Origin of the sequence: Paractinoplanes globisporus DSM 43857 (assembly GCF_000379645.1) — a bacterium.
GTDB classification, from domain to species: domain Bacteria; phylum Actinomycetota; class Actinomycetes; order Mycobacteriales; family Micromonosporaceae; genus Actinoplanes; species Actinoplanes globisporus.
Genome location: NZ_KB903339.1, coordinates 122109 through 135928 on the forward strand (window position 1 = coordinate 122109; position 13820 = coordinate 135928).

Annotated in this window: 15 protein-coding genes; 9 read left to right on the forward strand and 6 right to left on the reverse strand. The window is 71.8% G+C overall.

All coding sequences use genetic code 11. The features are described 5' to 3' along the window. Positions 1–16 precede the first annotated feature (16 nt). Together A3CQ_RS0142660 and A3CQ_RS0142665 are read right to left on the reverse strand one after the other, a co-directional pair. Complete coding sequence (locus A3CQ_RS0142660; RefSeq protein WP_020517099.1) at positions 17–865, reverse strand: alkaline phosphatase family protein; 849 nt, start codon at positions 863–865, stop codon at positions 17–19. Between the two features lie 78 nt (positions 866–943). Next, positions 944–1663, reverse strand: coding sequence for a DUF1775 domain-containing protein (locus tag A3CQ_RS0142665; RefSeq protein WP_020517100.1), 720 nt, complete (start codon positions 1661–1663; stop codon positions 944–946). 154 nt (positions 1664–1817) lie between these two features. Here A3CQ_RS0142665 and A3CQ_RS0142670 point away from each other — a divergent pair, with 154 nt between their 5' ends. Together A3CQ_RS0142670 and A3CQ_RS0142675 are read left to right on the forward strand one after the other, a co-directional pair. Continuing rightward, positions 1818–4862: a putative bifunctional diguanylate cyclase/phosphodiesterase gene (locus tag A3CQ_RS0142670; protein ID WP_020517101.1), complete on the forward strand. Its 3045-nt coding sequence runs from the start codon at positions 1818–1820 to the stop codon at positions 4860–4862. 33 nt (positions 4863–4895) lie between these two features. Next, positions 4896–5555, forward strand: coding sequence for a GNAT family N-acetyltransferase (locus A3CQ_RS0142675; RefSeq protein ID WP_020517102.1), 660 nt, complete (start codon positions 4896–4898; stop codon positions 5553–5555). Between the two features lie 7 nt (positions 5556–5562). On the opposite strand, the gene A3CQ_RS0142680 is transcribed toward A3CQ_RS0142675, so the two are convergent. Beyond that, positions 5563–5823 carry a hypothetical protein gene (locus tag A3CQ_RS0142680; RefSeq protein ID WP_020517103.1) on the reverse strand — a complete coding sequence of 87 codons (261 nt, stop codon included), beginning with the start codon at positions 5821–5823 and terminating at the stop codon, positions 5563–5565. A 52-nt stretch (positions 5824–5875) separates the two neighbouring features. Here A3CQ_RS0142680 and A3CQ_RS0142685 point away from each other — a divergent pair, with 52 nt between their 5' ends. The 4 genes from A3CQ_RS0142685 to A3CQ_RS0142700 are packed head-to-tail and all read left to right on the forward strand — an operon-like array spanning position 5876 to position 9124. Beyond that, positions 5876–7051, forward strand: coding sequence for an acyl-CoA dehydrogenase family protein (locus A3CQ_RS0142685; RefSeq protein WP_026206829.1), 1176 nt, complete (start codon positions 5876–5878; stop codon positions 7049–7051). Positions 7052–7053: 2 nt separating this feature from the next. Beyond that, positions 7054–7551, forward strand: a complete 498-nt coding sequence (locus A3CQ_RS0142690) for a pyridoxamine 5'-phosphate oxidase family protein (RefSeq protein ID WP_020517105.1) — start codon at positions 7054–7056, stop codon at positions 7549–7551. A gap of 14 nt (positions 7552–7565) precedes the next feature. Then, complete coding sequence (locus tag A3CQ_RS0142695; protein WP_020517106.1) at positions 7566–8432, forward strand: pyridoxal-phosphate dependent enzyme; 867 nt, start codon at positions 7566–7568, stop codon at positions 8430–8432. 23 nt (positions 8433–8455) lie between these two features. Beyond that, the gene (locus tag A3CQ_RS0142700) at positions 8456–9124 is read left to right on the forward strand and encodes a hypothetical protein (RefSeq protein WP_040433999.1); all 669 of its coding nucleotides are present in this window, start codon (positions 8456–8458) and stop codon (positions 9122–9124) included. On the opposite strand, the gene A3CQ_RS0142705 is transcribed toward A3CQ_RS0142700, so the two are convergent. Further along, complete coding sequence (locus tag A3CQ_RS0142705; protein ID WP_020517108.1) at positions 9109–9660, reverse strand: dihydrofolate reductase family protein; 552 nt, start codon at positions 9658–9660, stop codon at positions 9109–9111. The genes A3CQ_RS0142700 and A3CQ_RS0142705 overlap by 16 nt on opposite strands. 77 nt (positions 9661–9737) lie before the next feature. Here A3CQ_RS0142705 and A3CQ_RS0142710 point away from each other — a divergent pair, with 77 nt between their 5' ends. Further along, positions 9738–10328, forward strand: coding sequence for a sugar O-acetyltransferase (locus A3CQ_RS0142710; protein WP_157296998.1), 591 nt, complete (start codon positions 9738–9740; stop codon positions 10326–10328). Here the strand turns inward: A3CQ_RS0142710 and A3CQ_RS0142715 are convergent. Together A3CQ_RS0142715 and A3CQ_RS0142720 are read right to left on the reverse strand one after the other, a co-directional pair. Continuing rightward, complete coding sequence (locus A3CQ_RS0142715; RefSeq protein WP_211216788.1) at positions 10309–11889, reverse strand: purple acid phosphatase family protein; 1581 nt, start codon at positions 11887–11889, stop codon at positions 10309–10311. The two genes, A3CQ_RS0142710 and A3CQ_RS0142715, sit on opposite strands and share 20 nt — an antisense overlap. Before the next feature lie 13 nt (positions 11890–11902). Further along, entirely contained in the window at positions 11903–12319 is a 417-nt protein-coding gene (locus A3CQ_RS0142720; RefSeq protein WP_020517111.1) for a DUF1810 domain-containing protein, read from the reverse strand. Positions 12320–12409: 90 nt separating this feature from the next. Here A3CQ_RS0142720 and A3CQ_RS0142725 point away from each other — a divergent pair, with 90 nt between their 5' ends. Next, complete coding sequence (locus A3CQ_RS0142725; RefSeq protein WP_026206832.1) at positions 12410–13147, forward strand: hypothetical protein; 738 nt, start codon at positions 12410–12412, stop codon at positions 13145–13147. 31 nt (positions 13148–13178) lie between these two features. Next, entirely contained in the window at positions 13179–13808 is a 630-nt protein-coding gene (locus tag A3CQ_RS0142730; RefSeq protein WP_020517112.1) for a maleylpyruvate isomerase N-terminal domain-containing protein, read from the forward strand. Positions 13809–13820: the final 12 nt, after the last annotated feature.

Below are 13820 nucleotides of genomic sequence, written 5' to 3' on the forward strand. Positions count from 1 at the left end.
AGGCAAGGTACATCCGTCAGCTCCACACGTCGGTGATCGGCGAGACGCTCGCCGCGCCGCCCAGCGCGGACAGGCCGTAGGCGGACTCGATCGTCCGCAGCACCGTGTAGTGAGTGATCTTCTCCGAGTAGGTGCCGGTCCTGACCCCGGCGCCCACGAACGTGGTGTAGATGTGGTTGAGCGACAGCGAGTTGTCCTCGTCGAAGTTGACGATGAGCAGGCTGTTGTGCGTCTTGGCCCACTGGGCGTACGCGTCGAGGTTGGCCTGCAGCCACGAGTTTCCGGTGCCGATGCTGCAGTCGTGCATGTCGTTGCACATGTTCGGGGTCACGAACGCGACCGTCGGCAGCGACGCGTAGTTGCCGCTGGACGGGAAGCCGGCGTAGGTGAGATTGCTGGCCGCCGGCACGTTGCTGAAGTCGACCCAGCTGTTGTGCTTGCGCCGGTAGGTGCCGCTGGAGCAGCCGGTGTAACCGTTCGACGGCATCGACTCCGAGTAGCCCCTGAACGACAGGCCGGCCGCGATCAGCTGGGCGCCGAGGTTGTTGCCGCTGAACGTCTTGGGGCAGTCGTCGTTGGTCACGCCCTGGGTGGAGCCGGAGAACAGGGCGATGTAGTTGGGCTGGCTGGGGTGGGTGATCGCGTAGGACTGCGAGAAGCTCGCGCCCTGCGAGGCCAGGGACTTGAAGTAGGGGGCGCTGGAGGCGGTGATCTGCGAGGACGCCTTGTTCTCGAACATCACCAGGACGATGTGGTCGAAACGGGGCACGCTGGTGGCGGCCTGGGCGGTCGGAGCGGCGGCGGTGAGCCCGGCCCCGATGAGTGCGAGGGTCGCGAGAGCGACCGATACACGCCGTACGGACATGTCTCGCATCGTCAGCAGGGCCGGACACGGCGGCACGCACGGGAGTTTGACGGCAGATTAAGAATTGACAACCGTCAATCAGGCATCATCGCGTGCCCGACGCCGGACCACCAGGTACGCGCCGCCGCCGATCAGCACGACCGCCACGACCACCCAGATCCACCACGTGCTGCTGCCGCTGCTGCCCTCGTCGCCGGGGATCTCGGCGACGTTTGTCGTGCTGGGGGCGGTGCTCGGCGCGGCCGCCGACTCCGTCGTGGGGGCGGCGCTCGGGGTCGCCGACGTCGTGGCCGCCGCCTTCGGACCGGCCTTCAGCGTGATCGTCGGGGCCGGGTGGTCGGGCTCGTCCTGGCCGGGCTGCGGGATCTCGATCCAGCGGACGATCTCGCCGTCCCCGTACGTCTCGAGGGTCTTGAAGCTGAGCGTGGTCACGCCGTCGGGCAGCTTGGCGATCTTGACCTTCCAGACCGCGTCGACGCCGATCTTGAGCGCGTTGCCGCCGACCGTGAAGCCGTCGGCGGCGGGGGTGAACGTCCAGCCGGCGGGCGCCTTGACCAGGGTCACGCTCGCGGGGTCGATGCCGGCGGGCAGCACCACCCGTTCCGACTTGATCCCGGCCTTGTCGTTCTCGGCCTCGCCGTTGAACGTGAGCGTCACGTTCTCCGCGCCGGCGGTCGTCTTGTCGGCGGACACCTCCACGTGCGCGAACGCCGGGGCCGACACGCCCAGCACCGCGAACGCCGCGACGGTGGCCACCGTCGCCACCCGCTTGGTCATCAGCTTCGTTGTGAACGTCACGAGGTCTCAGTCGCCCTTCGGGCCCGGAAAGTTCCGGCGAATCCTACGGCCGGCACCGGTCCGGCACCCGGGAAAGGGCTCAAGGCCGGGACGAGCCGCCCGATCAGAGGCTGCGACGGCGACCGGCGCCGGTTTCACGACGAACGGAGAGCGCATGACGACGCGAGCCGCCCGCGCGTGCTTCGGCGCGTGGATTGCGGTGCTCACCGCCGTCTACTACGCCTTTCCCGGAAGCCACCTGTACACGTGGGCCGCGATCGGCTACTCGAGCGCCGCGATGGTGCTGCTCGGCGTGCGCCTCAACAAGCCGGAGCGCAGGCTCCCCTGGTACCTGATCGCCGTGGCGCTGGTCTTCTTCACCAGCGGCGACAGCCTGTACAACCTGGTCCTCGCGCTCGGCCGCACCCCGGCGTTCCCGGGCCCGGCCGATGTGCTCTACCTTCTGGTGTACCCGCTGCTCACGGGCGCTCTCCTGGTGTTGGTGCGGTCCCGCTCGGGCGGCGCCGGCAACCGGGCCGCGCTGCTGGACGCGCTGGTGCCGACGGTCGGCCTCGGCCTGCTCTCCTGGATCTACTGGATCGCGCCGTTCACCCGCTCGGCCGACCTGTCGCTGCTGGAGAAGCTGGTCTCGGTCGGCTACCCGCTCGGCGACGTGCTCGTGCTGGCCATGACGCTGCGCATGATCACCACCCCCGGCCGGCGGCCGCGCGCGCTCGCCGCGATCGGCATCGCCATGGTCGGCCTGCTGATCTCCGACATCCTGTACGGGCAGTCGCAGCTCAACAGCGACTGGTCGCTCGGCGGGCCGGTCGACCTCGGCTGGATCGTCTTCTACGCGACCATGGGCTACACCGCGCTGATGCCCTCGATGCGCAAGCTCACCTCGGCGGCCAGGCGCGGCACCACCGACGGCCCGCAGCGGATCATCTGGATGGCCTCGGCCGCCCTGATCGCCCCGGCCGTCCTGTACCTCGAGTGGATCAACGCCGACGAGAGCGCCCGCGCCAGCATCATGGACGCGCCCGTCATCGCCGGCGCCGCGGCCCTGATGTTCGTGCTGGTGCTGGCCCGGGTCAACGGGCTCGCGCTGGCCCAGCGGCGGGCCCGGGCCCGGGAGCGGGCGCTGCGGCAGGCCGGTGCGGCGCTGTTCGCGGTGGCCACCGTCGAGGAGGTCATGGTCGCCGCGCAGGAGGCCATCGAGGCCCTGATGCCGCGGGACCGGCCGTTCAAGCTGACGATGAGCACCGGCCTGCCGGTCGACCCCGCGCTGAGGGGCATCCGGCCGGTCTCCGCCGCCGGGTTGCCGGCCGGCGTGGAAAGTCACGGGTTCGAGACGTTCCTGGTCGGCGCCCTGATGCTCCCCGGCGACCCGCCGCGGCAGTGGCTGGGGGTGCTGGCCGCGCCGGCCGACGTGCTCGCCGATCTGTCCGACACCTTCGAGGCGCTGTTCGCCCAGGTCGACGTCGTGCTGCAGCGGATCGCGCTGACCGGGGAGGTCAACCGCCGCGACAGCGAGGCGTGGTTCCGCACGCTGATCCAGAACGCCTCCGACGTGATCCTGATCGTCACCGACGACGACGAGATCCGGTACGCGAGCCCGTCGGCCACCACCGTGCTCGGCCACGACGACCTGGCCGGCACGCCGCTGTCGGCGCTGGTCGCGGTCAGCCACCACGGCACGATGCGGGACATCCTCGCCGCCGTGCGGGCCGGCCGGGACACCCAGAACGTGCCCGACCTGACCGTGCTGTGCGCCGACGGGCGGCTCGTGCAGGTCGAGGTCGACGGCCGTGACCTGCGCGCGGACCCGACCGTGCGCGGCCTGGTGCTCACCATCGCCGACGTCACCGAGCGGCGCCGCCTCGAGGACGAGCTGTCGCACCTGGCGTTCCACGACGGGCTCACCGGGCTCGCCAACCGGGTGCTGTTCCGCAACCGGCTCGAGCAGGCGTACGCCGAGTGCTCGCGCGACGGCCGCACGCTGTCCGTCCTGTTCGTCGACCTCGACGATTTCAAGGAGGTCAACGACACCCTCGGGCACGCGGTCGGCGACGAGCTGCTGGTCACCGTCGGCCAGCGGATCGCCGAGATCGTCGGGGGCGGCAGCACCGCGGCCCGGATGGGCGGCGACGAGTTCGCCATCCTCATCGAACAGGGCCACCGGGCCGGCAGCGCCGAGGACGTGGCCGCCGCGATCGTCGCGGCCCTTGCGGTCGCGGTCGAGGTCAGCGACGGCCTCGGCGGCTCGCACATCGTCAGCGGCGCGGCCAGCGTGGGCGTCGCCGCGAGCACCGACGCGGCCACCGCCACCGAGCTGCTGCGCCACGCCGACCTGGCCCTCTACCAGGCCAAGGGCGGCGACAAGGGCACCTGGCAGCGGTACCAGCCGGAACTGCACGGCGCGATGGTGCAGCGCCTGGAGATCCGGGCCGCGCTGCACGAGGCGATCGAGGGCGGCCAGTTCCGGCCGATGTTCCAGCCGATCGTCGACCTGCACACCGGCCTGATCGCCGGCGTCGAGGCGCTGGTCCGCTGGGAGCACCCGGCCCGCGGGCTGCTCGGCCCGTTCCACTTCATCGAGGTGGCCGAGGAGAGCGGCGCGATCGTCGCGATCGGCATGTCCGTCCTGCGGGCGGCGCTCTCGCAGTTCACGCGGTGGAAGACCGACGACCCGTCCACCTCGCTCCGGTACGTCAGCGTGAACGTGTCGGCGCGCCAGTTCCGCACGCCCGGCTTCGTCGACCAGGTGCGGGAGGCTCTGGCCGAGGCCGGCGCGCGGCCCGAGTGGCTGCTGCTGGAGATCACCGAGAGCCTGGTGCTGCGCGACGCCGACCAGGTCTGGGACGACCTGCGGGCGCTGCGGGCGATGGGCATCCGGATCGCGATCGACGACTTCGGCACCGGGTACTCGTCGCTGAGCTACCTGCGGCAGATGCCGGTCGACGTGCTGAAGCTGGACAAGTCGTTCATCGACGACATCCTGAGCAGCGACCAGCAGCACACCATGGTCGACACGATCGTCACCCTGGCCCGGAACCTCGACCTCGCCGTCGTCGCCGAGGGCATCGAGGACGCCGGTCAGCGTGACGCCCTGGCCCGCATGGGCTGCCCGTACGGCCAGGGCTACCTGTTCTCGAAGCCGGTCTGGCCCGGCGAGATCACCGAGCTCGTGCGTGGGGTTCTGACAGATATTCACTAGTGGCGGCGGTCCCCGTGCGGCAAGGTCGATCCTGTGCTAGAGAACCCAGCGTGGGCCGCCCTCACCGGGCCGCAGGCCTGCTTCGCCGAGGCGTCCGGTGACGCCGCCTGCTATTCGTCCGACATCTCCCCGTTCGCCGCGGTCGCCGACCCGGCCGATCCGGCCGGCTGGCGCGACCTCGCCACGCTGACCGACCTGGCGCTGCTCACCGGCCCGACGGTCGTGCCCGGCCCCGGGTGGGAGATCGCGGTCTCGGTCCCCGGGGTCCAGATGATCGGGCAGAGCATGACCGGCGTGGAGGACCCCGAGGCCGTCGTGCTCACCGAGACCGACGTCCCCGAGATCCTCGACCTGGTCGAGCGGGCGAAACCCGGGCCGTTCCGCAAGCGCACCATCGAGCTGGGGCGCTACCTCGGCATCTGGGTCGGCGGGCGGCTCGTGGCGATGGCCGGCGAGCGCTTCCGCCTGCCCGGCTGGACGGAGATCAGCGCCGTGGCCACCCACCCCGACTTCCAGGGGCGCGGGCTCGGGGCGCGGCTCACCCTGGCCGTCGCGGCCGGCATCCTCGAGCGCGGCGAGCTGCCGTTCCTGCACGCGTCGGCCGACAACGACCGGGCGATCCGGCTCTACGAGCGGCTCGGCTTCGAGCCCAGCCACGAGGTGATCTTCGCCTCCTGCCGCCGGGTGGGCTGACGCGGTTCTACTCCCCGAGCGCGCCGCCGGACTCCGGCGGCGCGCCACCGGCGTCCGCGAAGCGGTCCTGCAGGTCGCCGATGCTCTGCAGCACGTCGGCCAGCTCGCCGCGCACCCGGTCGAGCCGGTTCTGCTCGTCGTGGGGCAGGCCGCCGCCGTGGTCGTGGCTGGTGATCGTCGACTCCCGTTCCTCCAGCTCCTCGCGGCGCTCGTGGAGGCGGTTGAGCTCGGCCTCGTACTCGTCCTTGCTGATCTTCTCGGGTTGCATGGCTCAATCTCTACACCCTCCCCGGGAGCCCTCGACACCTAGGATTCGATTCGTGCCTACGCCACAGACGCATGAGGACGCCGTTGCCGCCGCCACCGAGCTGGCCGCCGCGCTCGCGCCGGGCGCCGCCGCTCGTGACCGGGCCGGTGCTGACCTCGTACCCACGGAAGCTCTTGATCTTTTGGATGCCTCGGGCCTGCTCGGGGTGACCATTCCGGCGGCCGACGGCGGGCCCGGACTGGGGGCGCCGACCCTGGCCGGGATCGCGCGGATCATCGCGGCCGCCGATCCGTCGATCGCGCAGGTGCCGCAGGCGCACTTCCTGATGGTCGACCTGCTGGCGGTGCACGGGACGCCGGCGCTGCGCAAGACGCTGTTCGCGGACGTGCTGGCCGGTCGGCGGATCGGGAACGCCCTGGCCGAGCGGGGCGGCAAGCACGCGCAGGACCTCAGGACCCGGCTGGTGGACGGGCGGCTGGACGGGGTCAAGTACTACACGACAGGTGCGCTGACCAGCGCGTGGATCGGCGTCAGCGCCGTGCTGCCGGACGGGCGCGTGGCGCTGGCGTTCGTCGAGCGGGACGCGCCGGGCGTGCACATCGACACCGACTGGGACGTGATGGGGCAGCGGGCGACCATCAGCGGGACGGCCACGTTCACGTCGGTGCCGGTGACGCTGTGGTTCGACTACACCGGGGTCTACGAGATGCCGCAGCAGTTCGGGGCGCGGGCGCAGCTCTATCACGCGGGGATCGAGGTGGGGATCGCCGAGGGAGCGCTGGCGGCGGCCCGGGAGTACCTGGTGGAGAAGGCGCGGCCGTCGACCGAGGCGGTGCGGGCGGGCGCCGGGCGGGCCGTCGAGGATCCGCACGTGATGTACCGGTACGGACGGCTCGCCACCCGGGTGCGGGCCGCGTCGGCGCTGTTGTCGGACGCCGCCGCCGACCTCGATGAGATCGGGCTGGTGCCCTCCTCGGCCGCCGGGGCCGCCCGGGGGTCGCTGTCGGTGGCCGCGGCCAAGGCCTTCGGGAGCGAGGTGGCGGTCGAGGCCGGGTCGGAGTTGTTCGCCCTGTGCGGGACAAGTTCCACCGCCGCCAAGTACGACCTCGACCGGTTCTGGCGAAACGCGCGGACGCACTCGGTGCACGACCCGGTCGACTGGAAGTATCACCACTTGGCGGCCTACGAGCTGGGCGGGGTGCTGCCACCCAACCACGGTCAACTCTGATCATGGACGATTCCGAGCGCGAGGGTGTGCTGGCCGCGATGGTGCGGCGGGTCGTGGACACCAACCGATACCTGACTCTCGGGACGGTGGAGTCCTCCGGGTTGCCGCGGCTGACTCCGGTCTACTACACGCACTTCTCCTATCGCGCCTTCTACTGGGTCTCTTCGCCCGAGTCTCACCATTCCGGAAATATCGCCCGACGGGCGGACGTTTCGATGGTGATCTTCGATTCCACCCTGCCGCCGGGGTCGACCGAGGCCGTGTATCTGAGCGCGGTCGCCGGGGAGGTGCCGGCGGAGTCGCTCGCCTCGGAATGCGCGGTGGCCTTTCAGTCGGTCGCGAACGGGGCGCGGCCCTTCTCGCCGGCCGAGCTCTCCGGGGCCGCGGACCTGCGGCTCTACCGGGCCGACGTGTCGTCGTGGGCGGTGCACATCCGCGGGCGCCATCCGGAGTTCGGCACCGGCATCGATACCCGCCTGTCCGTGTCGCCGCCGTTCTAGGGAGACCTGTGCCCATGCTTCCGCTCGGTGCGTTTCCGACGCCGCTCGAGAATGCTCCGCGGCTGGCCGCCGCGCTCGGGCTCGGACACCTGTGGATCAAGCGGGATGACCTCATCGGGCTGGGCGGGGGCGGCAACAAGGCCCGGAAGCTGCGGTTCACCTGCGCCGAGGCCCTCGCCGCGGGCGCGACGACGCTGATCACCACGGGGGCGCAGCAGTCCAACCACGCCCGGGCCACGGCCGCGACCGCCGCCCGGCTGGGTCTGGGGTGCGTGCTGGTGCTGGCCGGGGACGCGCCCGGGCATCCGACCGGCAATCTGCTGCTGGACGAGCTGGCCGGGGCGGAGATCGTGTGGGCCGGCTCGACTCCGCCCGACGACGTCGCCGCCGCGGAGACTGAACGGCGGCCCGGGTCCTATCTGATCCCGTTCGGGGGCTCCTCCCCCACCTCGGTTGCGGCGTACGTCGAATGTGCCCGGGAGCTCATGGACCAGGCTGATTTCGACTACGTGGTGGTGGCGGTCGGCTCGGGGGCCACCATGGCGGGGCTGGTGACCGGTCTCGGGGCCGAGAGAGTGCAGGGTTTCGACACGGGGGCCGTGGCCGATCCGGATGCCACCGTCCGAGCCCTGCTCGACCACGACCCGGGCCGGCTGGACATCGATCGAGGGCAGATCGGACCGGGGTACGCCACGGTGACCGAGCCGGTCCGGGAGGCGCTGAGCCTGGCCGCCCGCACGGAGGGGCTCTTCCTCGACCCGATCTACACCGGGCGCGCGATGGCCGGGCTCGCCGCCACCGCCCGGCCCGTCGCCAGCGTCGTCTTCCTGCACAGCGGTGGTCTTCCGGGTCTCTTCGCCGCACAGGGCAGCGGGCACTGAGGAAGACCCGGACAATGGGCGCCATGCACACCAGCAGTCGTCCCGGACCGGACGAGGAGCCACCCACCCCCGAGCAGCTGGAGCGCTGGCACCAGCGGATGTCCGCGCCCGAGAACGAGCTGCCGGCCGGCGCCGGCATCACGGCGCTGCTCGCCCGGACCGACGACGCGGCCGTCGGCATCACTTTGGTGGAGGTGTTCTCCACGGGGTTCCGCTTCACGCTGGCCGTCCGGCTGCGCCGATCGCGGCCCGACTTCTACGGCGGGCACCTACCCATGCTCGTCGGTAACCGGCACCCAGGGATCGAGATCCCGCTCGGGGATCGCCTGCTGCTGGGCATCGAGTACGCCGACGGCGCCCGCGCATCCACCCTCCAGGATTGGCGCGGGCCGGCCTTCGACGACGACGGCCTGCAGATTCACCAGCAGGGCGGCGGTGGCAGCGACCGCACCGTGGACCAGGACTTCTGGGTCTCTCCGCTGCCGCCCGAGGGGCCGGTGACGTTCGTCCTCTCGTGGCCGGCGTTCGGCATGCCCGAGTCGCGCACGGTCGTCGACAGCGCCCCGATCCGTGAGGCCGCCGGCCGTGCCCAGGAGCTCTGGCCGCCGCAGAGCTACTGGGAGGAGACGCACGAGCCCCCGCCGCCACCGCCCCGGCCGGAAACGGGCTGGTTCTCCTATCCGGAGGGCTGAGTGCGTTCGGGGCGGTACCGCACGTTCACCGCGCGCGCCGGGTCCAGCCGGATCGGGACGCCGCCCGGGTTGTCGTAGAGGCGGATCCCGTCGCCGAGCAGGACCGGCGCGATGTGCAGGTCGATCTCGTCGATCAGCTCGCGGTCGAGTGCCTGGCGGCCGATCGACGGGGAGAAGATCTCCACGTTCTTGCCGCCGGCGGCCTTGAGCGCTATCCGCACCGCCTCCTCGACGCCGCAGTCGAGGAACGTGACGCCGTCGGCCGGCCTCGCGTCCCGCGGGTGGTGCGTCAGCACGAAGAGCGGGCCCTGCCAGGCGCCTCCATAGGGGCTCCCGTCGATCGCGGCGTCCCAGCCCCTGCGGCCGCCGATGATCGCGCCGGTGGTGCGGACGTACTCGTCGATCAGGCCGGGCCGGGCGGTGAAGCCGGTCATCCAGTCCATGGAGTGCCCCGGGCCGGCCACGAAACCGTCCAGCGACATCGTGAAGTGCCACAGCACCTTGCCCGCCGCGACCTGGGGGGTGGTTTCCGTCATGTGATCTCTCCCTTCCACCCGGGACAGACCGCCGCCGGGGCGCGAAATGATCGGTCCGGCCGGGCAGGATGGGGATCATGCGAGACCACAGCGAGGTGTTGGACCGGATCCGGCGGGGGCTTCTCTACACCGAGTCGGAGGCGTCCTTCCAGGATCCGCTGCGACGGGCCGACCTGGTTTTCGAGTACAACGCCACGCCGCCCGGGGACGGGGAGCGGCGGCGGGCGCTGCTCGAGCGGATCCTGGGGTCGGTGGGGGCGCGGACGGTGCTGCTGTCGCCGTTCCACGCCGGGTTCGGCAGCAACGTCCACATCGGGGACGACTTCTTCGGGAACGTGAACCTGACGTTCGTCGACGACGTGGAGATCCGGATCGGGGACGGTGTGATGATCGCACCGAGCGTCACGCTGACCACGACCGGGCATCCGATCCACCCGGGCCTGCGGGAGGACTTCCGGCGGTTCTCCGAGCCCATCGTGATCGAGGACAAGGTCTGGATCGGCAGCAACGTCGTGGTGCTGCCGGGCGTGCGCATCGGCTACGGGTCGGTCATCGGGGCCGGCAGCGTCGTGTCGCGCGACGTCCCGCCGATGAGCGTCGCCCTGGGCGTGCCGGCCCGGGTCGTCCGGCAGATCACCGACGCGGACCTCAGGCCGCCTGGTCGTTGAGGGCCTGACGCTCGCCGCCGGCCGCCTTCCGGGCCAGCACCACGCGGTCGATCTCGTCGCCGTCCTCGGTCAGCGCGCGCAGGGTCATCGTCGTGGTGTGGCCCTCGTCCGCGGGCTCGACGTCGACCGCGACGAAGGAGTAGCCGGTGAAGCGGACCCGGGACCAGCCGACCTTCTCCGGCACCCGCTCGCGGCCGTCGGCCCAGACGTAGGACTTGATCTCGTCGACCTCGTGCGGGTGACCGGCGTACGAGTCGGGCGTGTCGAAGCCGTAGAGGCCGCGCCCGCCGCCGCCCGCGGTGACGTAGATCGTCCCGTCGCGGTCGGGGTGCACGGTGTCGCCGATCGGGGTCTTCCGGGCGACTCCGCCGCGCAGCGCGTCCGCCCGCTCGTAGACGTGGTTGTGCCCGTTGATGACCAGGTCGACCTGGTACTTGTCGAAGAGCGGCACCCATTTCCGGCGTACGCCGCCGTCGGAGGCGTGCGCGGTCGTCGTCGAGTAGGCGCAGTGGTGGAAGAACACGACGACGAAGTCCACGTCGGGCTGCTCGCGAAGGTACTTCAGCCGCTCGTCGAGCCATGCGGTCTGCGCGCCGCCGGTGTAGCCGCGGTTGCCGGCCAGCTCGAGGCAGACGTCGTTGGCGTCGAGCGCCACCACCCCGACGTTGCCGTAGAGGAACGAGTACACCCCGGCCGCCTTCGCGGGCCCGTTGTCCGGGAAGTCCCAGCGCGCCCGCTGCCCGCCGTAGCCGTCGTGCGAGTACAGCGCCTCCATGTCGTGGTTGCCCATGCAGGCCATCCACGGGACCTCGGCCGCGACCGGCTCGTTCTGCGCGAGGAACTGGTTCCACGTACGCGGGTTGTAGTAGTCCGTCTTGAGGCCCTTGCCGCTGGCGTCGGCGTAGCAGAGATCGCCGGCGTGCAGGTGGAAGGCGGGCCGCTGGGCGATGAGCATGCCGTCGTTGGCGAGCGCGTGCGAGCTGACGCCCTGGTCGCCGAACGCGGTGAAGGTGAACGGGTCGGCGACCCGGCGGCGGCTCGGCGCGGTGGTGAACGAGTCGATCCGCCCGAAGTCGGGGAGGTCGGTCGGGTCGTAGCCGTGGTGGCCGACCGCGTAGTAGTACGTCGTGCCGGGCAGCAGGTCGTCGAGGGCGGCGTGCACGTAGTACTGGTCGAGCGGGGCGATCACGTCGTCCAGCTCGGTGTGCAGCGCCCGGATCTCGGCGTCGACCTTGGGCCCGAGATTGGCCGGCGAGTCGCCGACCCGCACGAAGGGGTGCGTCACCCGGGCCGGGACCTGCCAGCCGACGCTCATCCGGGTACGCGGGTTGGCGCCCCAGGCGAGGTGCCGGCCGAACGGGACGACCATGCGGCCGGGCGGGGCCGAGGCCTGCCGCCAGAACGCGGCCGCCGGGCTACCCACCGCGACGGAAGCGGCCGCGGCCGCGGCGCCGGCCATCAGGGTACGGCGGGAGAGGAGCAGTTCATGCTGCTCGGGGATGCTCAGCCGCGCGGCGAGTCGGTCCGGCAGGCCCATACGGGGGATGTCGATACCCGGCACACCCTCGACCGTATCATCCCACTTGTCCGGGTTTGTCGAGAAGGTCGAGAGTACGAGCGTCCGGACCGTCGTAGAAGCGCTCGATCACCGACTCGAAGAGCGTCGGATCCTCGGCGACCTCGGCGAACAGCGTCATCGACGACCGCAGCTTCAGGTCGTCGGGGAACGGGAAGAACTGGGATGTGTGGGTCAATGTCCCGTTCACGCACTCGATCAGGCGCGGGCCCAGCAACGGATGGGCCAGGTAGGCGGCGGCCTCCGCGCGGCCGGAGAGCGCGTAGAACTGTGCGGCCGGGCTCGATCCCAGCCCGGCGAGCTGCGGAAAGATGAACCACATCCAGTGCGAGCGCTTGTCGCCCGCGACGATCTCGGCAAGCGCCCGCTCGTAGATCCCGTCCTGCGCCGTCACGAAACGCTCCAGGTCAGCCACCCCGCCAGTCTGTCATTCCCCCGGAAACCGCTCCATCGGGATCATTTCCGGCCGAGAGTGGGAGTGACACATGATTGCGGGAGTCACCACATGTCGGACGCCGAGTACCACGGCTTTCTCGGCCTGCTGGCCGCCGGCGGTGTCCTGCTGTCCGTGCTGGCCATCCGCGGTCTCGACCAGCGCCTCGTCTGGCGGGTCGTCGACGGCCTGGCCGCGGCCGGTTCCTTCGGCTACGCCCTCTACCTGGCGTTCGTCGTCACCGACCCGGCCGCCTCGGTCAACGTCTACTACTTCGCGGTCGCCGCGGTGCTGCCGCTCCTGCTGATCGTCCTGCTGCGGGAGCGGGCCCGGGCGCGCCGCCGCCGGCTCGCCGCCGGACTCAACCAGATCATGTACGTGGCCCCGCCGCCCGCGACCGCGTTGACGCCGTTCCCGGCGCCCCCGCCGCCGTACGACCCCGCGGCGAAGGAGGAGCCGCCACCGGAGGAGTCCCGGCGGCACACGTACGAGGCACGGCCGTCCGGTCTGCCCCGCAAGCCGGCGGGCCCGTCCGTACCCGGGCTGAGCGGTCACCGGCCGCCACCGGCGAACCCGCCCGCCGAGCCGCCGCCGATCGCCGGGCCCGGCGCGCCGCTGCCCGGGCGCGAGACGTTCCGGCACACGGTGGAGCCGCAGACGGCCGGGCACGACACCGCCGACGTGCACGAGACGACCAGCCGGCTGCGCCGTCCCGCCTACCTCGACGACCCCGCGTACACCCGCGAGCGGGGCCGGCACCGCGCCTCCGAGCCGGACGAGCCCGGCGAGGGCCCCCCGGACCGGCGATGACGACCCGCGGCGGGCGTGGCAGATTGGCGGCATGGACTACCGCCGGAGCTACCGATCCGCCGCCGTCGCCTACGCCGACCTCGTCTCCCGCCTGCCCGCCGACCGCTGGGACTCCCCCGCGCTCGGCGACTGGACGCTGCGCGAGCTGGTCGGGCACACCGCCTCCTCCGCGCTGCGGCAGGTGCCCGAGGTGCTCGGGAACCCCGCGCCCGAGGTCCTGGTCGCCACCGCCGAGGGCTACTTCGCGTTCGGCCGGGGCGTGCCGGCGACTGTGCTGGAGACGGCGGTCGCCGCGTCGGACGAGGACGCCCGGACCACCGGCGAGTCGCTCGGCGACGAGCCGGCGACGGTGATCGGCGAGCTGGCCGGGCGGGCCACCCACGCGCTGGCGGCCGCCGGCGACGACGACATCGTGGCGACCCCCGTCGGCGGCATGCGGGTCCGCGACTGGCTGCCGACCCGCACGTTCGAGCTCGTCGTGCACGGCCTCGACGCGGCCGCGGCCGGCGGCGTACCCCATGGTCTTGCTCTGGAAGCCGTCGCCGACGCGACCACCCTGGCCACCCGCCTGGCGGTCGCCCTCGGCGAGGGCGACGCGCTGCTGCGCGCGCTGACCGGCCGCGGCGAGCTGCCGCCGAAGTTCACCGTCCTGTCGACCTGAGTCCCGCGGTGG

What these genes read in the sequence shown, in the direction of transcription:
- A3CQ_RS0142660 (WP_020517099.1), bottom strand. Translation starts at nt 865, where the DNA reads ATGTCCGTACGGCGTGTATCGGTCGCTCTCGCGACCCTCGCACTCATC.
- A3CQ_RS0142670 (WP_020517101.1), top strand. Translation starts at nt 1,818, where the DNA reads ATGACGACGCGAGCCGCCCGCGCGTGCTTCGGCGCGTGGATTGCGGTG.
- A3CQ_RS0142680 (WP_020517103.1), bottom strand. Translation starts at nt 5,823, where the DNA reads ATGCAACCCGAGAAGATCAGCAAGGACGAGTACGAGGCCGAGCTCAAC.
- A3CQ_RS0142690 (WP_020517105.1), top strand. Translation starts at nt 7,054, where the DNA reads ATGGACGATTCCGAGCGCGAGGGTGTGCTGGCCGCGATGGTGCGGCGG.
- A3CQ_RS0142695 (WP_020517106.1), top strand. Translation starts at nt 7,566, where the DNA reads ATGCTTCCGCTCGGTGCGTTTCCGACGCCGCTCGAGAATGCTCCGCGG.
- A3CQ_RS0142700 (WP_040433999.1), top strand. Translation starts at nt 8,456, where the DNA reads ATGCACACCAGCAGTCGTCCCGGACCGGACGAGGAGCCACCCACCCCC.
- A3CQ_RS0142705 (WP_020517108.1), bottom strand. Translation starts at nt 9,660, where the DNA reads ATGACGGAAACCACCCCCCAGGTCGCGGCGGGCAAGGTGCTGTGGCAC.
- A3CQ_RS0142710 (WP_157296998.1), top strand. Translation starts at nt 9,738, where the DNA reads ATGCGAGACCACAGCGAGGTGTTGGACCGGATCCGGCGGGGGCTTCTC.
- A3CQ_RS0142725 (WP_026206832.1), top strand. Translation starts at nt 12,410, where the DNA reads ATGTCGGACGCCGAGTACCACGGCTTTCTCGGCCTGCTGGCCGCCGGC.
- A3CQ_RS0142730 (WP_020517112.1), top strand. Translation starts at nt 13,179, where the DNA reads ATGGACTACCGCCGGAGCTACCGATCCGCCGCCGTCGCCTACGCCGAC.